The organism is Hyphomicrobiales bacterium, assembly GCA_039989895.1.
Taxonomy (GTDB): Bacteria; Pseudomonadota; Alphaproteobacteria; order Rhizobiales; family JACESI01; genus JACESI01.
The window spans coordinates 12,793-32,013 of the sequence record JBDXGY010000004.1 but is presented as its reverse complement, the minus strand read 5'-3'; the positions used below and the strand labels follow the sequence as shown (position 1 = coordinate 32,013).

Annotated in this window: 16 protein-coding genes; 12 read left to right on the top strand and 4 right to left on the bottom strand. The window is 45.7% G+C overall.

The genetic code is table 11. The features are described 5' to 3' along the window. Positions 1-9 precede the first annotated feature (9 nt). The gene (locus tag ABJ081_03525) at positions 10-789 is read right to left on the bottom strand and encodes an SDR family oxidoreductase (GenBank protein MEP6355730.1); all 780 of its coding nucleotides are present in this window, start codon (positions 787-789) and stop codon (positions 10-12) included. A 149-nt stretch (positions 790-938) separates the two neighbouring features. On the opposite strand from ABJ081_03525, the gene ABJ081_03520 reads away from it, so the two are divergent. The 3 genes from ABJ081_03520 to ABJ081_03510 are packed head-to-tail and all read left to right on the top strand — an operon-like array spanning position 939 to position 3,851. Beyond that, entirely contained in the window at positions 939-1,775 is an 837-nt protein-coding gene (locus tag ABJ081_03520; GenBank protein ID MEP6355729.1) for a UDP-2,3-diacylglucosamine diphosphatase, read from the top strand. Positions 1,776-1,818: 43 nt separating this feature from the next. Next, positions 1,819-2,847 (top strand): glycosyltransferase family 1 protein, encoded by a 1,029-nt coding sequence (locus ABJ081_03515; protein ID MEP6355728.1) that lies wholly within the window; start codon positions 1,819-1,821, stop codon positions 2,845-2,847. An 11-nt stretch (positions 2,848-2,858) separates the two neighbouring features. Beyond that, the gene (locus ABJ081_03510) at positions 2,859-3,851 is read left to right on the top strand and encodes a threonine/serine dehydratase (protein MEP6355727.1); all 993 of its coding nucleotides are present in this window, start codon (positions 2,859-2,861) and stop codon (positions 3,849-3,851) included. On the opposite strand, the gene ABJ081_03505 is transcribed toward ABJ081_03510, so the two are convergent. After that, positions 3,848-4,873, bottom strand: a complete 1,026-nt coding sequence (locus tag ABJ081_03505) for a protein phosphatase CheZ (GenBank protein ID MEP6355726.1) — start codon at positions 4,871-4,873, stop codon at positions 3,848-3,850. The genes ABJ081_03510 and ABJ081_03505 overlap by 4 nt on opposite strands. Positions 4,874-4,986: 113 nt before the next feature. Between ABJ081_03505 and ABJ081_03500 the strand changes: the two genes are divergently transcribed. Further along, entirely contained in the window at positions 4,987-6,147 is a 1,161-nt protein-coding gene (locus ABJ081_03500; protein ID MEP6355725.1) for an MFS transporter, read from the top strand. Here ABJ081_03500 and dgcA read toward each other — a convergent pair. Further along, positions 6,117-7,103: an N-acetyl-D-Glu racemase DgcA gene (dgcA, locus tag ABJ081_03495; GenBank protein MEP6355724.1), complete on the bottom strand. Its 987-nt coding sequence runs from the start codon at positions 7,101-7,103 to the stop codon at positions 6,117-6,119. The two genes, ABJ081_03500 and dgcA, sit on opposite strands and share 31 nt — an antisense overlap. Before the next feature lie 182 nt (positions 7,104-7,285). Between dgcA and ABJ081_03490 the strand changes: the two genes are divergently transcribed. Genes ABJ081_03490 through ABJ081_03475 form a run of 4 tightly spaced genes read left to right on the top strand, consistent with a single transcriptional unit; the run spans position 7,286 to position 11,375 of the window. After that, positions 7,286-8,434, top strand: coding sequence for an ABC transporter permease (locus tag ABJ081_03490; GenBank protein MEP6355723.1), 1,149 nt, complete (start codon positions 7,286-7,288; stop codon positions 8,432-8,434). A gap of 2 nt (positions 8,435-8,436) precedes the next feature. Next, complete coding sequence (locus ABJ081_03485; protein MEP6355722.1) at positions 8,437-9,225, top strand: ABC transporter ATP-binding protein; 789 nt, start codon at positions 8,437-8,439, stop codon at positions 9,223-9,225. Between the two features lie 29 nt (positions 9,226-9,254). Further along, entirely contained in the window at positions 9,255-10,727 is a 1,473-nt protein-coding gene (locus ABJ081_03480; GenBank protein MEP6355721.1) for an MlaD family protein, read from the top strand. Between the two features lie 27 nt (positions 10,728-10,754). Continuing rightward, a complete protein-coding gene (locus tag ABJ081_03475; GenBank protein MEP6355720.1) occupies positions 10,755-11,375 on the top strand; it encodes an ABC-type transport auxiliary lipoprotein family protein in 621 nt (206 codons plus the stop codon). Between the two features lie 153 nt (positions 11,376-11,528). Here ABJ081_03475 and ABJ081_03470 read toward each other — a convergent pair whose 3' ends face one another. Continuing rightward, a complete protein-coding gene (locus ABJ081_03470; GenBank protein ID MEP6355719.1) occupies positions 11,529-15,863 on the bottom strand; it encodes a hypothetical protein in 4,335 nt (1,444 codons plus the stop codon). Positions 15,864-16,342: 479 nt separating this feature from the next. Here ABJ081_03470 and ABJ081_03465 point away from each other — a divergent pair, with 479 nt between their 5' ends. The 4 genes from ABJ081_03465 (at position 16,343) to ABJ081_03450 (ending at position 19,148) form a co-directional block, all read left to right on the top strand. Beyond that, positions 16,343-16,714 (top strand): Hpt domain-containing protein, encoded by a 372-nt coding sequence (locus tag ABJ081_03465; protein ID MEP6355718.1) that lies wholly within the window; start codon positions 16,343-16,345, stop codon positions 16,712-16,714. 143 nt (positions 16,715-16,857) lie between these two features. Beyond that, positions 16,858-17,178, top strand: coding sequence for a 2Fe-2S iron-sulfur cluster-binding protein (locus ABJ081_03460; GenBank protein ID MEP6355717.1), 321 nt, complete (start codon positions 16,858-16,860; stop codon positions 17,176-17,178). A 16-nt stretch (positions 17,179-17,194) separates the two neighbouring features. Continuing rightward, a complete protein-coding gene (locus ABJ081_03455; GenBank protein ID MEP6355716.1) occupies positions 17,195-18,217 on the top strand; it encodes an NAD(P)/FAD-dependent oxidoreductase in 1,023 nt (340 codons plus the stop codon). Positions 18,218-18,527: 310 nt separating this feature from the next. Beyond that, entirely contained in the window at positions 18,528-19,148 is a 621-nt protein-coding gene (locus tag ABJ081_03450) for a cytochrome P460 family protein (protein MEP6355715.1), read from the top strand. The last annotated feature ends 73 nt before the right edge of the window (positions 19,149-19,221 follow it).

The following is a 19,221-nucleotide window of genomic DNA, read 5'->3' as shown; positions in this document are numbered from 1 at the left end:
ATTTGCTCTTTAAAATGCTCCGTTAAACAGACCGCCGTCTAACAGAATGTTTTGGCCAGTGATATAACTCGCGTGGTCAGAACATAAGAAACAGCATGTTTTGCCAAATTCTTCCGCAGTACCAAAGCGGCGCGCGGGGATGCCATCACGCGCGTTTTGGGCGGCGACTTCAAAATCTATTCCTGCGGCTTTGGCCGATCCTGCAATGCCGCCACGCAAGCGGTCGGTATCCATTTTTCCGGGCAAAATGTTGTTCATAGTTACATTGTGGGCTGTGAATGTGCGGCAGACACCGGACATAAAACCCGTGAGGCCAGCGCGGGCGCCGGATGACAAATCAAGCCCCTCAATTGGCATTTTTACCGAGAGCGATGTGATGTTAACAATGCGACCAAATTTGCGCTCTATCATGCCGTCTATAACCGCCTGTATGAGTTCAATCGGTGTGATCATATTTTGGATCACGCCATCAATCATCGCCTCGCGGTTGAGTTCTTTATAGTCTTTGCGCGGTGGTCCGCCATTGTTATTGACCAAGATGTCGGGATTGGGACAAGCCTCCAGCAGCAGTTGTTGACCTCCCTTTGTGCCAACGTCGGCAGCGACTGCTATAATTTTTGCGCCTGTTGCAGCGCGGATCGCGGCCGCTGTGGCTTCCAGCGTATCTTGTGAACGGCCATTGATAATGACTTCGCATCCCTCATGCGCCAATGCTTCTGCGCAGCCTCGGCCCAACCCCTTGCTCGATGCGCATATAATTGCTCTACGGCCTTTTAATCCCATGTCCATAATATAGTTTTCCCTCTTCCCACACGTCTGTTCAATCTATACTATAATTTGTGATGTGCGTGCATTTTTGATCGTCATAATTTTGATATACGACTCTGCCACTAGCTCATTTCATCGCCTTTTCAGATTTAAACACTGGAAACAGATATATGGAACAAGAAACAGAGATTAAAATGCCGGATGTGAAACATTTTCGAACCCTGTTTATTTCCGATGTGCATCTTGGCTCAAAAGGATGCCAGGCTGATCTGCTGCTTGATTTTCTGAGACATCACAGTGCCGATAAAGTTTACCTTGTCGGTGATATTGTCGATGGTTGGCGATTGAAGAAAAACTGGTACTGGCCACAAAAACATAATGATGTTGTGCAAAAGCTTTTAGAGCTGGCTCGTAAAGGGGCGCAAGTCTTTTATCTGCCTGGCAATCATGACGAGTTTTTGCGCGATTATCTGGGAACCCATTTTGGTGGTGTTACGGTTGTTGATCGTGTTGTTCATGAAACAGCAGACGGTCGTCGTTTGCTTGTGATACATGGCGACCAATTCGATATTGTTGTGCGTCACGCGAAATGGTTGGCGACCCTTGGTGATGGGGCTTATGTTTTTACGATCAAAATGAACACACATGTGAATAAGTTGCGCCGCGCTTTTGGCCTTTCATATTGGTCATTGTCTGCTTGGGCCAAGAGCAAGGTGAAGGGGGCGGTTAATTTCGTAGGCGAATTTGAAAAAGCCCTTTGTCATGAGGCTGAGCGTACTAAGGTTGACGGCGTTGTTTGCGGCCATATTCATCACGCAACCATGCATCATGATTATGGTATCGAATATATCAACACGGGTGATTGGGTTGAGAGCTGTACACTTGTTGCAGAGAACCATGACGGAACAATGGAGATTATTCGTTGGACTGAATTGAAAAATGCCGTCAGCCCGATTAACACAAATGATGATCAAGAGATGAAAAAGCGCAAAGTAATTGCTGCTTAGGATTAGGACCTATTAATTCGTAAGTGCGAATGAGATCAAAACTATGAAGCTCGTTATTGTTACAGATGCGTGGCACCCGCAGGTGAACGGGGTTGTTCGAACTCTTGACCGCACACGCGAAGAACTCGTGAAGCTTGGTCATGAGGTCGCGATTGTTTCACCGCAGAGTTTTTTCACTGTGCCGTGTCCGACCTATCCTGAAATCAGGCTCTCGGTTGCGACAAAATATGATATGGCGTTAGAGATAGAAAAATATGCCCCTGACCATATACACATTGCCACTGAAGCGATGTTGGGCATGGCAGCGCGGGGCTATTGTCTGTCTAAGGGGTTAAATTTCACTACCAGTTATCACACGAGGTTTCCAGAATATTTGAGTGCACGAGTGCCTATTCCACTACACTGGAGTTATGCTTATTTGCGCCGGTTTCATAATTCCGGCATAGGCTGCATGGTCGCGACCAAAACACTTGAACAAGATTTAATGTCACACGGTTTTAGAAACCTGAGGCGCTGGTCGCGCGGTGTTGATGCTGATTTTTTTAAGCCTGAACGCCGCATAGATCGCGGCTTTAAAGGTCCAGTCCAGCTTTATGTGGGGCGGGTTGCAGTTGAAAAAAATATTGAAGTATTTTTACAAACAAATGTGCCCGGTACAAAGATGATCGTTGGTGACGGGCCAGCGCGATCTGAGCTGTCCAAACGCTTTCCAGATGCAAAATTTCTAGGTGTTAAAACTGGCGATGAGCTCGCTGACATTTATGCTTGTGCGGATGTTTTTGTTTTTCCAAGCAGGACTGATACATTTGGCATTGTTCTTTTGGAGGCGCTTGCAAGTGGCGTTCCTGTGGCGGCTCATCCTGTGATGGGGCCGATTGATGTTGTGGGTGAACATCATGACATTGGTGTTCTCAACAACGATCTTAATGATGCTATACGCGGCGCGCTGAAAGGGGATCGAAACGCATGCAGAAATTTTGCGTTGCAACGATCTTGGACCAAGACAGCAGAGCTTTTCATCGATAATATAGAGACAAGCCGCGCCACATGCTTTTCTTCATTTACGGCATAAGGGATTTATAAATGATGCGTATACCTCCAACATATAAAGATGTTGTTGCTGCGGCAAAACGCTTTGACGGTTTTGCAATCCAAACACCGCTTTTGACATCTCCTTTATTAGATGAACGCTGTGGTGGTCGTATTTTTTTGAAGGCGGAAAATCTTCAAAGGACGGGTTCTTTTAAATTTCGAGGTGCAATGAACGCTATTACCGCTCTTATGGAAGAGGGTAAAGATTTGCGATCAACAGGTGTCCTTGCTTGTTCTTCTGGTAATCATGCACAGGGTATTGCTGAAGCCGCTAGATTGCGCGGTGTTAAGGCTACTATAATTATGCCGCAGGATGCACCGGTTATCAAAGTGATGCGCACACGGCGTTCTGGTGCTGACGTGATTTTTTATGATCGCGCCTGTGAGGATCGCGATGTTATCACAGCAGAGAACGCAGCACGGCTGAAGGCGGAGCTTATCCATCCTTATAATCATCCTTTGGTGATTGCCGGACAAGGGACAAGCGGGCTTGAATCTGCCAATATGTTTGAAGAACAAGGTTTGGCGCCCGATAGGGTTTTGGCTTGTACGGGTGGTGGTGGTTTATCTGCCGGTATAGGACTTGTTATTAAAGAGCGCTTCCCCAAGGCGCTATTTCATACTGTTGAACCGATTGATTTTGATGATTACAAGCGCTCTTTATTAGCTGGAGAAATACTTGAAAATGAGAAGACGGTTGGATCGGTGTGTGATGCAATACTAACGCCCTCGCCAGGTGATATTAGTTTTTCAATTTTGAAAGATTATGCCGATGAGGGACTTACTATCAGCGATGAAGAAGCATTATCAGCCGTTGCATTCGCATTTCATGAATTAAAAACAGTCGTGGAGCCTGGTGGCGCTGCGGCGCTTGCTGCTTTATTGAGTGGCAAGGTTGATGTTGCTGGTCAAACTGTTCTTGCTGTTCTATCTGGCGGCAACATTGATCCGGGTATGTTGATGAGAGCGCTAAGTGAAGCTTAGTTAAAGTTTGCTATGCGATCTTCAAGTAGGGCCATTTCTTCTGAAGTGGCATCTTGCGAAAGTGGCGCGTCTACTACTTCATTTGAATCTTCATTTTGAATTTCAGCTTGGGCGTCGCTCAACTCTTCGGATGTGTCAACTTCAAAAGCAGTGACATCATCATCAGTTTCGGTTTCAGCTTCGGTCACCATTTTTGGTATTGCTTCGGCAACCACCGGGCTATCAAAGTCATCTTCTATAACGAAAGGGTCATTATCTTCAGAATCTGAGGCTTCATCACTCCACTGGATTTCGTCGTAATCCGGTTTATTGATATCAGCACCCTGTGCTTCGCTCATAACGCTATCTACAAAGTCTTGTCCTTGCGCTAACCCAGGCATGGCAGGGCCGTTGATGAGGGAGGCGACTTCATCTTGTATCTCAGGTTCTGCACGATAGTTTTCGAGTTCACCTTCATCCCATAGACTAACCATGGAATTAAGGCTGGTTTCGAGGACTTCAATTAAGCTCACGACTTTGCGAAGTCTTTGACCTGTTAAATCTTGGAAAGAGCACGCCATATAGATTTCTGTTGCAAATTCATCGATCTTGTCACATTCAGCATCCGAACCACCGCGTTCGCGTATTTCCCATCCCAAGCCTTGTATCTGTTCGGCTGAAGAGAGAATTGTCGAAGTTGCCGTTTCAGTCTCATCCAAAACAACATTCAATGCTATTTGCGCATCCGAGATATTGGGTGATGATTTGTCAGTGTTTGCGATTTCTGTTTTTATCTGCTCAATTTTTTGCGTCATATCAACAATATTGAGGCGCATTTGGATGGCGTCGCTTGGTTCATGTTCACGGCTGATATAGGATTTTACGCCTTCAATCGCACTCAATACTTTATCCGTCTCGGAAACACGATTGCGTCTAGCATATTCAGCAAGAAACCAACGACCACGTGCCGTTTCCATAACGGCTTCTTGTATCGCTTGATAATCTTCTTCTGAAATGTCGTCTGTGGGAACTAATTCACCCATGCTCATCACCTGATAATCAGTGTATTTTCGTGTAATTATCTTTCCAGTTAGACATGAAAAGAGTTACTTAATGGTAATGTTTATAAGATTCGCCCCAAAATGAATGGTTTCCAGTGACATCTGCGGCAAAAATAGCAATTTTTGTGGGGGCGATTTTCTTAAGTCTAGGTATTTATCTACCTTTTTTTCCACTTTGGCTCGAATCAGAGAATTTTTCGAGCAAACAAATTGCGTTTCTTTTGAGCGTTCCTTTGGCGGTAAAAGTTGTGTTTACGCCTCTCGTCACTGCACTAGCTGGTCGTTTGCCCCAGCGTCGACAAGCCGCAATCGGCTATTGTGCGATTTCATTTATCGCTTTTTCCGCCATCGCATTTATCGACGGATTTTGGCCGGTCTTGATCTTGCTTGGCGTTTTCGGTGTCTTTTGGCATGCTTTGATCCCATTGGGAGACTCCTTTGCGCTCACGGAAGTGCGGTTGAATGAGGCTAATTATGGTGCCATTCGTCTTTGGGGGTCGATCACCTTCATTCTTGCCAATGTAGGGGCTGGCTATGTTTTAGGGTTGGTTGGTACGCCGAGTGCGCATTTGTTGATTTGCGCAATGCTCGCAGTTGCTCTTATGGTTTCGTTTTTCTTGCCAAGTTACGGCGTTCCAATCGACGAGCGACCTAAAGCTGGATTGAGGCTTTCAGCAGAGCTTGGCGCTTTTTTCAAAGACCGGTCTTTCGTGGCCATGTCTTTCAGTGCTGGTTTGCTCCAGTCATCTCATGCGTTGATTTATGGTTTTGGAACGATTGACTGGATTGCGCGCGGATATTCAACCCGTGAAATCGGCGCTTTTTGGGCGATAGGAGTGATTGCGGAAGTTTTGTTATTCACACAAGCGACGCATCTTTTTAAGCGAGTGGCGCCTTATATTTTATTGATTCTTGGTGGTGGGGCTGCGATTTTGCGATGGTTGCTTCATGCCGAGGTGGATGGATTTATCGCGATCTTGGTGTTGCAATGCCTGCATGGTCTGTCTTTTGGCGCGACCCATCTGGGCATGCAGTCTTTCATAGCGGGTCGTGTTAGCGAGAGTGATACACCAGCGGCCCAAGGTGTGATGGTGCTTGTTGCTGGCGTGGTTATGACCCTGCTGACACTGATTTGTGGCAGGCTATACTTTGCTTTTGGCACAGATGCTTTTTTGGCAATGGCAGGCGTCTCTCTAATCGGTCTTATGCCACTGTTTTTATTGCGCTATCCCCAAAGATCAAATGTGGGCGGGTGAAGCAGGCTGCCTTTGAAATGAAGTGCATTTGGATAGTCTTCAGCAAGCAAGAGTGGGCCATCAAGGTCAACCCATGTAGCCCGTTGCGCAAGCAAGACGGCGGGTGCCATGGCAAGGGATGAGGCAACCATACAGCCGACCATGATGACCAGCCCTCGCTTTTCAGCTTCTTCTAAAACAGCCAATGCTTCGGTTAGGCCGCCGGTTTTGTCGAGTTTGATATTCACTGCATCATAGCGCTTTGCAATATGCTCCAGCTGTTCACGGGTATGCAGGCTTTCATCTGCGCAAATTGGAATAGGGGATTTAACGTCTATGAGATCATTGTCTTGTGACGCGGGCAGGGGTTGTTCAATGAGGGCAACCTTGTTTTCAATGCACGAGTTCAAATGAGCATCCCAGTTATCAAAGTTCCAGCCTTCATTCGCATCAACGATGAGTTTGGCGTTCGGCGCGCCTTTTCTAACGGCGCAAAGGCGTTCGTGATCTTCGTCTCCGCCACCCAGCTTGATCTTCAAAATTGGGCGTGTGCTTGCCTCTTTCGCTGATTCATACATTTGCGCTGGGGTTTCAATACTGAGAGAAAATGCGGTGTTGCGCGGGGTGAGCGGGATGCCAAGTCGCTTAGCTGCAGCTATGCCGCTGCGTTTTGCTTCAAAGTCGATCAAGGCGCAATCAAGAGCATTGCGTGCAGCACCGGGGGGTAGCGCCTCATTTGCGGCTTGGCTTGTTTCAAATTGCGCGGGAGTTTCAGCAATACCATTGAGTTGTCCCAATACGCTTTCCACGCTTTCACCGTAGCGTGGGTAGGGGGTGCATTCACCAAAGCCTTTATGAATGCCATCGCTGATTTCAACGATCACGGTATCAGCACTGGTTTTAACGCCACGCGAAATGCGAAATGGCTTGGCAAGAGGCCAGCTATGAGGGCGGGCAGTTAAGACGAGTTGCGACATATATGAGCGTCCTAAGGTTTTATAGTGTCTTGTTTTTAGAGAGTTAGTTATCACAGCCAATTCTATATTTGTGTTGTAGCCCTACGCTGGTGTGATAATTTTCTGTGAGTACGCGATCTTGTTATAAATTAAAATATTTGTTTATCTATGTGATCGGATAAAAAGCGTTATATACATTAATTATGGCTGATCTACTTGATGAAAATGCTGGCTCTATTGTGCCAGCCGGCACTCTAGGCGGCAATAGCGTGTCACGCGCTATTGGCGAATGGACAGTTGCGCATGCCAAAACGATTGAGCGTGTTGTGAAATCTATAGAAGCGCCAGCATCAACTAATATCGCTATTTCTCTCAAAGACATCAAAGAACTTGATACATCGGGTGCATGGCTTCTTTTGAAGTTACGCACGCAGTGGATGCAAAAAGGCGGGAGCGTTGATTTTGTTGATATGACGCAGGAGCATCAGCACTTGTTGACGGCTATTGCTGATGCCGCTGATAAAGTTAAGCTTCATACAGAGCCGCGAAAGAGAATAAGCGGTTTTATAATCATGACCCGCCAATGGCTTCGCGATGGTTGTGCAGATGCTTTGAGGCTCGTCTCGCTGCTTGGTGCTTTGGCGGCAGCCTTCGGCCGCCGTCTTGTCACGCCTGGTGCTTTTCGCTTTCCAGCGCTTGTTACGCACATGATGCGCACTGGACTAACGGCTGTTCCCATTGTGGCTTTAATGTCTTTTGTCATTGGCGCGATTATTGCTCAACAAGGGGCATATCAGCTTAGCTTTTATGGCGCGGAGCCTATGGCGGTCGATATGGTGTCTGTGTTGGTCACACGCGATATGGGCGTGCTTTTGACAGCGATCATGGTTTCTGGGCGCTCCGGCTCTGCCTATACTGCAGAAATAGGCTCGATGAAAATGCGTGAAGAAATTGATGCGCTAAAAGTCATCGGCTTGGATCCGGTCGATGTTTTGCTATTTCCACGCATTCTCGCCTTGATTTTAGTTTTACCGTTTTTGACGGTTATTGCTGATTATGCCTCACTACTGGGAGCGCAAATTGCTCTTTGGGTTTATATTGATATGTCATGGGAAATATTCTTGCATCGTATGCGTGATGCGGTGCCGTTGCCTTATTTTATGATGGGTATCATCAAAGCTCCGTTCATGGCTTTGATCATCGGGCTTATTGCTATGTCTGAGGGGTTAAAGGTTGAGGGCAGCTCTGAATCCCTCTCGCGTCATACGACGATCTCTGTGGTGAAATCGATCTTCATGGTCATTGTGGTTGATGGTATTTTTGCCGTTATTTCGGCAAGTCTGGGGTATTAACGATGGCGATTGCAGAGCAACATTTTCAAACTGATCAGAAAGTTGTCATTGAAGTTGAAAGGCTCAAAGTTGGTTTTGGTGACACCATTATTCTGGAAGATCTTGATCTGGATGTTTATCAAGGGGAAATTCTGGGCGTAGTGGGGGCATCTGGCACGGGTAAATCTGTGTTGATGCGCACGATCTTGGGTCTGAATATCAAGCAGGCGGGTACCGTACATATTTTGGATGTTGATTACGACAAAGCGAGCTTTGAACATTGTCGGATTATTGATCAAAAGCTGGGTGTCTTGTTTCAGCATGGTGCGTTGTTTTCATCGCTGACAGTGATGCAGAATATTCAAGTGCCGATGCGTGAATATCTTGATTTGAGCCAATCGCTCATGGATGAGCTTGCTTTGATGAAAATGCAGCTTGTGGGATTGGCGCTTGATGCCGCCAATAAGTTTCCTGCTGAACTTTCAGGGGGCATGATAAAACGCGCTGGACTGGCTCGGGCACTTGCCATTGATCCAGCGGTGATTTTTCTTGATGAGCCAACCTCTGGCCTTGATCCAATAGGCGCTCAAGAGTTTGATAAATTGATTCTCAGTCTTCGTGAAACACTGGGTGTGACGGTGTTTATGGTGACCCATGATTTGGATAGTCTTTTTGCAATTTGCGATAGGATTGCAGTTTTGGGTAAAAAACGTGTATTAGTTTCGGGCAAGCCTGAAGAAATGCTTGAATTCGAAGACCCTTGGGTCAATGCATATTTTAATGGAGATCGCGCCAAACGTGCTTATCGATGATTTGAATTTGAACAGACGCTAGGAAATTGATGGAAACCCGCGCAAATTACATTGCTATTGGAATTTTTACGCTTCTCGCCTTTGCTATGGCGTTTGGGTTTATCTATTGGCTTGTCCGCTATAACGAGACAGGCGAAGCACGCCTTGTGGAGCTTGTCATTCCTGGTAATGCGGGTGGATTGAAACGCGGTAATGGGGTTTTGTTTAACGGGCTGCGCGTTGGTAGTGTTGTCTCTGTAAAGCTAAGCCAGACTGACCCTTCCAATGTATATGCAGTTTTGAAAATTAACAGTGAGACCCCGCTGCGTGAAGATACGAGCGTGACCATTGCTAGCCAACCTTTAACAGGACTCGCCAATGTAGCCCTTGTCGGCGGATCAGCGGATAAAGACCTTATTCTTCAACGCGAAACCATCCCCTCCTTAACTGCCAGACAATCATCGCTGAATGATACATTGGAAGCGGCAGGAAAAACGGTTCAATTGGCAAATGAAATGCTTGCGCGTGTCGATGACTTGATCAAGACGAATGAAGGCTCAATTAATAAAACGGTCTCAAATGTCGAGGCATTCAGTACGGCTATTGCTAGTAATTCTGAGAGCATTGATAGTTTCTTGAAAAATGTTGGTAAGGCATCTGAATCGATTGGTGCTTTAAGCACTACGCTTGATGGCGTTTCAAAAAATGTCAATTTGATTGTTGAAGCTATTGAGCCTGAGCGTCTTAAAAGCACGATTGCCAATGTGGATAAGATCACTGGTGATTTCGCGCGTAATTCTGGTGAGATTGATACTATTGTCGATGATGCCAAAACGGCAGTGAATGATTTGTCTGGCATTATGTCGGGCCTTAATACCACTGTTGCAGCCATAAATGGTGCACAGTTGGCTCGCACGCTGACGAATGTAGAAAATTTCTCTGGTAATTTGAATGAGACTTTGAAGAAGGTTGATGGGTTGGTTGGTGCGCTTGATGAGGAACGTATCAACAAAGTTGTGGCCAGCGTTGAAGGCTTCACATCAAGGCTTGATAAAACGGGCACTGAAATTGACTCTATCATTGCAAATGCGAAGAGCGCGACAGAGAATGTAACAGATTTCACAAACACACTGAGTGACAACAAAGATAATTTCAACAAGATCATCAAAGACGCAACAGTTATATCAGAACGTTTGATCAAGACGAGTGAAGCCGTGACCAAACTTGTTGGACGGGTTGATGGACTTGTGGATGCGGATGGTCGCGGATTTGTGCTTGAGGCAACTGATGCCGCCAAATCTATACGCCGGATCGCCGAAAACTTTGAGGCACGCGCGAATGCTATTTCTGGTGGCTTGGAGAGGTTTTCAACACGCGGCTTGAGTGATATTGAGACATTGGTGACACAGAGCCAACGGGCTGTCAGCCGGCTTGAAAGCGTTGTGCAAAATTTTGAGAATAATCCGTCTCAGTTTTTATTGGGTGGTAAAACCGTACCGGAATATAAGCGCCAGCGGCGGTAAATGAATTATGATTGAGGCAATGTATACGTGTTTATATCTGACAAAATAAAGATAATGTCTCCTTATCGGGCTTTTACATCCGGCGTTTTTGCCGTGGTGCTTTCTGGTTGTGCGCTGGTTGTGCCTCCAGTAGCGCCTGACGTTTATGATCTTTCTATAAGTAGTTCTGTTACACAGGTGGCAGGCTCAACCGGCGGTCAAATTCTCATTGCCAACCCAAAGGTTTTAAGTTCGCTTGATAATGACCGTATTGTTATTAAGCCTTCCGCTGCCCAGATATCGTTCTTTGGTGACGTACGCTGGAGCGATCGTTTGCCGCGCCTTGTGCAGCTTTATTTCAGCCGAGCATTCTCGAAAACAAATGGTGCTCGCGCTGTAGGACTTCCAGGTGATGGTCTATTAGTTGACCATCAATTGTTGTTCGATGTGAGTGCTTTTCAAGTTGAAGTAGAAGGCAATAGTGCGGTTGCTCATGTCGAGATTGCTGTGCAGATCTTGAACGATAAAAATGGCAAAGTAATCGCGACCAACCAGTTCTCAGCGAAAGTGCCAACCAGTGATGATCCTGTGAATGGCATCAATGGTTTAAATAAAGCGCTTGATGCTGTGGCTGCTGATCTTATCAGTTGGGTTTACAAACGCATTTAGGCATCTGCACTTTCATTTTCTCACTTTTGTCATGCCCTGAGTTGATCTTGGCATTTATTGCACTTGAGCTTTCGCATTGGATCATCGGATCAAGTCCGATGATGACGCGTGCGAGACAGGAATGATGCGCTTGGAGTACGTGGGGCTGAGCCCTTATTTGAAGCGGCCTGTGGCTTGAGCGAGTATTGTGTAGAGACGACCAACATCTGAATTGAGATATGCTTCTGTTTGGCGATCGCCATCTTGTCTACGCGATATCTCAAGAATAAGAATTTCAAAGTCGTTGATATAGCGGTTTACGTTATTGCCGAAATCTAAACTCGATGAATAATTGCGACGAATTTCATCTCTCAACTGTACACCTTCAAGGGTACGTAGACGGCGAGTGAAGACATTACGCTCACCGCGTTGGTAACGTTCCCAAAGCTCAACTGTAGCATCGCGGTCTAAGACGCGAGCAATATCAACTGAGAGTGAATAGAGAGATTCAATAACATGCTCAGGTGAACGATCTGCTTGACCTGATGTCGCTGGTTTCTCAGGTTCGACTGCGGGTGTGGCATCTGGTTCATTAGATGCTCTGCGCAGCAAATCTTTGACCCAACCACCGTTGTCGGCTGCGTTTGCGTCAGGCTGAATGTCATATGGTGTTGCTCTTAGAGTTCCGGCCTTGCGTTCGCTGGGAGCAAATGCAGACGGGCGTGCTTCTAAAGCGCTTACTGGTGGTATTGGGTGTGCTTTTATTGTTTCCGCTTTGGCTGTGCGTTCAATTTGCGTGGGCACTACTGCTGGCGGTGGTGTTGGATCAGGTAGAGGCGTCGGGGCAATGGGTTTTGTTTCTGCAACGGTTGCCTTTGTAACAGGTGCTTGGGCAGCTGGTTTAGCTGAAATGGTCTCTTTTTTTGCCGCTGTGGCTTGTGCAGGTGCCTCTGGTTGGCGGCTACGTTGGGCATTGACGATCTCGCTAAGATCATTCAATGCACGCACCTGATCGCTCACCAAACGACGCATTGCTGCTGTGCTTTCTTTTGTTTCTTCCGGTAGATCAAAAATGCCGCGTTTAATTTCGGCTCTCGTTGCCTGTAAATCAGTTTGGAGTGTCTGTGCGGTTTTGCGCATTTCTTCCGAGGCACTGGCAAATCGATTGGTTGCTTCATGAACGGCTTCATTCAATTGTGCGTTTGCGCCTGCGCGCAATTCTTCAAGCTGATTGACGATTTGTTCTGATGCTTTTTCTGCCGTAGATGACAGGCTGTAATTCACCATTCTTGCGCGGTCTTCGGCTTGTTTGACGGTGTCATTCATGAGTGTAGAGAATGATGCCATTAATTGTTCGATGTCCGCGCTTTTTGTGACCAAACCTTGTGAAAGATTTTCTATGATGCTTTGGCGCTCTTCCACGGTAGTGTCCATGTTGTTGCTCGCTGACATCAGCATTGCAGCCGCATCGGTGAGGGCGCTGCTTTGACCATCGAAGCGTGAGGCAAGAGCTGCTGTATCACGAATTGTGAGTTCAGATAGCTCGCGCAATTTACCGATCTCAAGGGCAAGGTTCTGGTTTGCTTCTTCAGACTGGTTTGTTGCTTGAGCAACGGCGTTGCGGATCTCTACTGATCTGTTTGTAAGGCCAGCCTCTATGGTTGCAAGGTTTTGATCTGCTGCAGTTAGCGCATTGCGCATATCTTCATTTGTTCCATTGATACGGGACAAGAGCGTGTTCACATCACCAAATTGACCTGTGAGATGGTCGACTATCTGATCAGTTTGCGATTTAAGGCTTTCCATCATATTGGTCGTCACACGTGAGATATTCGATGTGACAGAGGTGCTTTTCTCATCCAATGCATTGAGAAGATCTGCACCGTCTTTGTTGAATAAATGTGTTAGAGACTCTGTGCGTTCACGAAGCATTGTCTCTAGGTCGCTGGCATGTTGGCCGAGGGACTGTTCTGCTAACGTTGTGCTTGATTTCAATGTGTCTTGTAGGCGCAGTGTTGTGTCTTCAATTGTACTTGCAGTCTCATTTGCCTGTGCACGTATGCCAGTTGTGAGATTTGATAGAGCACCAACGAGCGTCTGTCCGGCTTCGTGGGTTTTAGCAGCGAATGTACTGGCTGCTTCATCAGCGGCAGCAGTGAAGTTCTTACTTGAATTTTCAGAAATCTCCATAATACGCGTGTGGGCTGCTTCTGCTTTATCGACTAATTTTTCGCTGGCGTTAGCAAGATCAATTTCGACAATCTCGTTCATGCGTGTGGCTTTGGTTTCCAAAGTTCCGTTGAGTGTATCCAAGTTTGTCGTCAGGCTATCTATATTTCCAGAGAGCGAAATATTGATCGAGTCAACGCTATCCAACAGCTTGCTTGTAACTTCTGTTGCTTGACCCTCGAGGGCCTCTACAGAGGAAGTTAATTGAGTATTGATTGTGTCAGTTAGATTATTTGTTTCAGTCACAAATGTATCTTTTACTGTATCAATGCGGGCTGTAAGAACCGATTGTAGATCATCCTGACTTTCTGAGAATGTGTTCGTTAATTTCTGGGCTTGATTTGCCAGTGTTTCACCAATTTGTAGGTGTTGTTTTTTAAGTGTTTCGTCCAGTGAAGTGACGTGGCCACCAATAGCGTTGGTAATCTCTTGTGAATTAGCATTAAGACTATTTGAAGCCTGATCGACGTGGCTTTGAAGTGTGCTGGATAATGCGTCCGTGTTGGTTGTGAGTACACTGTCCATTTGGCTGACACGTTCATTTAAAATGTTAGCCAGATTTGTCCCTTTTTCATCAATGACCGTATCAATCTGAATAAGACGGCTATCAATTTCTTTATTCAGACTAGTTGATTTCTCATCGATGCTTTGGACAAGTTCTATACCTGATGTGGCAAGTTGCTTGTTCAAGGCATTACTGCGTGTGGTGAGAGCCTTGCCAACCTGTTCACCCACTGAGGCCAGGCTTGTATTTATCTCTTCTTGGGTTTCAGTGAATTTCTTATTCACTTTCGACGTTGATTCTTCAATGTCACCCAGGAGGTTGATTGACCGGGTTTCGATCAGTTTTGCAATGCCATCGCCTGATGTTGTTATGCGTTCTGCGAGTTGAGCGCCATCATTAGTAAAGAGATTCTCGATACGATCACCAGCGGTTGCGAAGTTTGATGCCATTGCATCGCTCTTTGTGGAGAGTGTTTCCGCTACTTTGTTACTTATATTGTCGATGTTGTCAGTGATTTCTGAACTGCGCAAAGACAGATCAACCATCATTGCAGCGGTTGTCGAGTGCATTGACTCTTTAAAGGTATCTGTCTGTGAGGATATGCTCGTTGCTATTTGCTCGCCTGTTGAAGACAGTGCTTGTGTGATTTCACTTGAGTGCCCATGTAATGTATCACTCAATGTATTGCTTGCATTGGCCAGATCCGCCAACACTTCTTCACTCGATGTTTTGAAAATATTATTTGTATTGCTAAGCTGCTCAATTGTGCTTTCGCTTGTAGATTTAAGCTCGTTCATTAATGCGCTGCTTTGAGTTGCCAGCGTAGAGACCAAGCCGTCACCAGTTGAACTTAATTCATTTGCCACTTCTTGCGATGTCATCGATAATTTTGCGGCCACATCGTCGCCAACGGTTTGGACTGATCCAGATATGCCTTGGATGTCAGCTGCAATCTTTTCACCAACAGACAAAAGGTCTTGTGATAGATCCATTTTAGCTGTGTTTAATGAAGTGCTGACGCGATCGGCATTGCTTATGATGGCTTCACGTTGATTGGATAGCTCATCAATAAGGCCACGTATGCGTAGTTCATTGTCGGAGTAAGAGCGCTCAATAGACAACATCTCATTGTGAACAAGCACTTCCAATTCGCCAGCACGTGCTAATACACGCTCAACGCCGTCGCCCATTGCAGCGACTTCACGGCGCACGGCTTGGCTAACATTTGCAACAGCATCTGCTGCCATGTTTTCAGGTTCTGAAAGACGCAGAGCGACTTCGGACATGGAATGCGCGGCAAGGCGTAATTCTTGCGCACGCCATACGAAAGAGGCCATTACGAAAAAGATCAAAATTGGAACGAATGTAGCAACCAACCATGCAATAGCTGGAGCCTGATTAATCAGAGTAATTGCTTCTTGGGGGTTGGTAAGTGTGGCGATGGAGACATTGAAGTATTTCGTGCCCAAAAAGACTGAGCCAACGAGCCAGATAACAGAAACTAAAAAAGCCCACCAGAAAGGGCTGGAAGAGGGGCGACGTTGGAGATTGTAAATAATTTTACCCATCGCACGGCGGTCATCATTGGCAGGGGGCTTTTTGGCAGATGATGCTAATTTTGCTTTATCGCGTGGCAAGTCATCAGAGTCTGACTTCAAAGACTGATCGTTAGAGCCTAGTTCACTTTCTGGGCTCTCGAAATCTAGCTTAAGAGCATCTTCAACTGCATCAATTGCTGCTTGGGCTGTATCAATCGCTTTTGGAGCTTTCGCCATAATTTTATGCCTTAAAAATTTATTTTTGGAAACGACACCTTGTTTCCATTCGTGCGTGGTATCAAAAATTGGCTAAAGTGTCATGGGAATGCTAGTTTATTGGTTAAGATAAAAGCTCATATATTTCATACCGTAAAAGGTATTTTTACCTTAGTTACCCTGCACCTATAGCCCTATTTTTTGTTATTACCGCTTATGCATATTAACCTTTTGTTAAGCATTTGAAAACTGCCTATGTGAAAAGTTGGAAATTGTTCAAAGTTATAGTTAATGAACTGCTCCAATCACTCGGATGGCGGTATTATCAAGAAAATGGCATCTGATTTGATTTAAATTTTACAAAATAAAAACCATCTTTATAGAAACTAACCGTGGAACTTCGTTGACGGTCGATTTTTTAAGTTAGCGTTAGGTGATGAGTGCGAACCTAATCATCTACAAATGCGGCTGGGGCCCAAAACAGGTGGTGGAATTAAGCGATGATGGCAATGAGTATAGTAACGCAAGACAAGATGCATCATGATGTTGAAAGACGTCCAATAGATTTGGTTCATTTGGCCAAGCAAACATTAGGTGATCGCTCACTAGAGACTGAAGTCTTACGTTTGTTCATGACACAGGCAGATGTGTACATGAAGCGTGTTGAACAGGCGAATGATGACGATACTCGTTTTGCTGCCGCACATACGATTAAAGGTTCGGCTCGCAATATTGGTGCTTGGATTGTTGCTGATGCTGCTGCCGAGGTAGAGACAGCTAAAGAAGCTAAAATCACTGCTGATATTGCCGCATTGAAAGAAGCTTTGAGCGAAACGTGTTTCTTTATTAGCGGTATTCTCGAAGAAGCCTAAGTCTAGACTTAATAAACAGAAATTTGCCTAAAGAGGTATCTTAGCGTTCACGATCATGCCAGATTGGCCGGAACTGGGTTGACACTTGGGCTAGTATCCTTATCTCCGTTGTGAGATTGAGTTAAGTGGGCGTGGAGCAGCATATGGCAAAAATTACTTTTATCACACATGACGGCGTAAAGCATGAAGTGGATGCGGATGACGGGAGTACCGTTATGGAGGCCGCTATTAAGAACGCTGTGCCGGGCATTGACGCAGAATGTGGCGGAGCGTGTGCCTGTGCGACATGTCATGTTTATGTTGATGACGCATGGTTGGAAAAACTAGGCGCTGCTGACTCCATGGAAGAGGATATGTTGGACTTCGCCTTTGATATTAAGCCAAGTTCGCGCCTTTCCTGCCAGATCCGAGTGAGCGATGAGGTGGATGGTTTGGTTGTAAACGTCCCTGAAAACCAGGCCTGATATTAGGAAATTTACTATGGATAAGATTGAAACGGACGCGCTGATTATTGGCGCAGGGCCAGTTGGTTTATTTGCTGTTTTTGAACTTGGTCTGCTTGATATAAAGTGTCATCTGGTGGATATTCTCGATAAGCCCGGCGGCCAATGTGCAGAGCTTTATCCAGAAAAACCAATTTACGATATCCCTGCGTTTCCTGTCGTTTCTGGGCAGGAGCTTGTGGATAACTTGATGGATCAAATCGAGCCTTTCGATCCAAAGTTTCACCTCAACCAGATGGTTGAAGAGTTGCGCCGCGAAGATGATGGCAGTTTTTTTGTTAAAACCGATGTTGGACAGGAATTCAGTGCCAAGGTTGTGATTATTGCCGCAGGTGGTGGGTCATTCCAACCCAAACGCCCGCCTATTCCACAGATTGAGACGTATGAAGGCACGTCTGTATTTTATTCTGTACGCGAAATGGAAGCCTTTCGCGGTGAAGATGTGCTGATTATTGGGGGCGGAGATTCCGCTCTTGATTGGACTTTGAGCCTGCAGCCTATCGCGAAAAGCATTACATTGATGCACCGACGTGACGCGTTTCGGGCAGCACCTGATAGCGTCAACAAAATGCATAAGCTGGCTGAAGAGGGCAAAGTGACCTTTACTTTGGGGCAAGCCACCGCTCTCGAAGGTGAAAATGGGAAGGTAACTGCAGCTCTTGCTAAGAATGCCGATGGCGAGTTTAAAATACCATGCACTCGCATATTGCCGTTTTTTGGTCTCACAATGAAGCTTGGCCCAGTGGCTGATTGGGGTCTTAATTTGAATGAGAACCTGATTAGCGTTGATACTGAAAAGTTTGAGACATCAGAGCCGGGTATTTTTGCAATCGGAGATATCAACACGTATCCTGGTAAGCTGAAGCTAATTTTGTCAGGCTTTCACGAAGCTGCTCTCATGGCTCATGCCGCGAAGAAAGTTATCTCGCCTGATGAACGCATCGTGTTTCAATATACGACCTCTTCAAGCAATCTTCAAAAGAAACTAGGTGTTAAATAAGCTGGTTTTGAATGGTTTAAACGAGTTCGTTTTGTGCATTTTCAATTTGGCGTTTTTGCATTAAAAAATCGTTTTAAGCCCTTAATTGATTGAAGATTAGATGTTGCATGCGAAACAAGCCTTTGATGCTATACGATCTTTCGATCACGAAAAATTTTATAGCTAAAGTTCGCGAAAAATGAAATCTATCGGGTTCATAGGTTCACGAATAGGCATTTACGGTCGTCAGAATTTGCAATGGCATCAATTCAAACAACTACTCTTTTCATGTAATAGCCTCAAAGAAATAGAATAAAAATAGGATAAAGCGATGAAAACAATTTTAAAATCAACCGCCGTTCTGGCAGCTAGTCTGGCATTTGGCCTTTCAGCATGGGTTGCGACACCCATCCAAGCGCAAGATCAAAATGCCGCTTGTACATTCCCAAAAGCTCCTGATGATTTTGAACAAGCAGAAATCGATAAGCTTTACGAATGCATCCAAGAAGATCTTTATGGTGCCTATGCTAAGGCTGGTCACGAAATTGGTGCCAATCTTCGTGATTGGAAAGTGACGCAGACTGGTATTGGCCCATCCTTTGCTGGCCACGGCAACCGCTTTTTGAAAACATATTCAAACGACATCGCCTATGATGAATACATCAAATGGCGCGACGAAGGTGGCTTCGCACTTCCTGTCGGCTCAGTTCTTGCTAAAGCAAGCTGGAAAGTGAACAAAGAAGGTAAGCCACAAAAAGGCCCGCTTCTTATCATGACAAAACTTGCTAAAGGCGAAGCTGATGAATTCGGCAATTGGCTTTATTCAGGTGTCAACGGCACTGGTAAAAACTTCAAAGTTAGCCAGAAATTCTGCCACGATTGCCACGGTGTTTATGAAGACCAAGACTCCCTCGGCTACCCTGCTGAAGAAGTTCGGATTAACGCTGAATAGTCACAGTCCACATAATGAATTAAGCTTAGGCCAGAGACATTATTGTCTCTGGCCTTTGTGTTTGAAAGCCGCC

Excerpts from the sequence above, each read along its gene's own strand:
- ABJ081_03465 (MEP6355718.1), top strand. The coding sequence starts at position 16,343 with ATGATGGCAATGAGTATAGTAACGCAAGACAAGATGCATCATGATGTT.
- ABJ081_03460 (MEP6355717.1), top strand. The coding sequence starts at position 16,858 with ATGGCAAAAATTACTTTTATCACACATGACGGCGTAAAGCATGAAGTG.
- dgcA (MEP6355724.1), bottom strand. The coding sequence starts at position 7,103 with ATGTCGCAACTCGTCTTAACTGCCCGCCCTCATAGCTGGCCTCTTGCC.
- ABJ081_03455 (MEP6355716.1), top strand. The coding sequence starts at position 17,195 with ATGGATAAGATTGAAACGGACGCGCTGATTATTGGCGCAGGGCCAGTT.
- ABJ081_03505 (MEP6355726.1), bottom strand. The coding sequence starts at position 4,873 with ATGGGTGAATTAGTTCCCACAGACGACATTTCAGAAGAAGATTATCAA.
- ABJ081_03525 (MEP6355730.1), bottom strand. The coding sequence starts at position 789 with ATGGACATGGGATTAAAAGGCCGTAGAGCAATTATATGCGCATCGAGC.
- ABJ081_03480 (MEP6355721.1), top strand. The coding sequence starts at position 9,255 with ATGGAAACCCGCGCAAATTACATTGCTATTGGAATTTTTACGCTTCTC.
- ABJ081_03470 (MEP6355719.1), bottom strand. The coding sequence starts at position 15,863 with ATGGCGAAAGCTCCAAAAGCGATTGATACAGCCCAAGCAGCAATTGAT.
- ABJ081_03485 (MEP6355722.1), top strand. The coding sequence starts at position 8,437 with ATGGCGATTGCAGAGCAACATTTTCAAACTGATCAGAAAGTTGTCATT.
- ABJ081_03510 (MEP6355727.1), top strand. The coding sequence starts at position 2,859 with ATGATGCGTATACCTCCAACATATAAAGATGTTGTTGCTGCGGCAAAA.
- ABJ081_03520 (MEP6355729.1), top strand. The coding sequence starts at position 939 with ATGGAACAAGAAACAGAGATTAAAATGCCGGATGTGAAACATTTTCGA.
- ABJ081_03490 (MEP6355723.1), top strand. The coding sequence starts at position 7,286 with ATGGCTGATCTACTTGATGAAAATGCTGGCTCTATTGTGCCAGCCGGC.
- ABJ081_03515 (MEP6355728.1), top strand. The coding sequence starts at position 1,819 with ATGAAGCTCGTTATTGTTACAGATGCGTGGCACCCGCAGGTGAACGGG.
- ABJ081_03450 (MEP6355715.1), top strand. The coding sequence starts at position 18,528 with ATGAAAACAATTTTAAAATCAACCGCCGTTCTGGCAGCTAGTCTGGCA.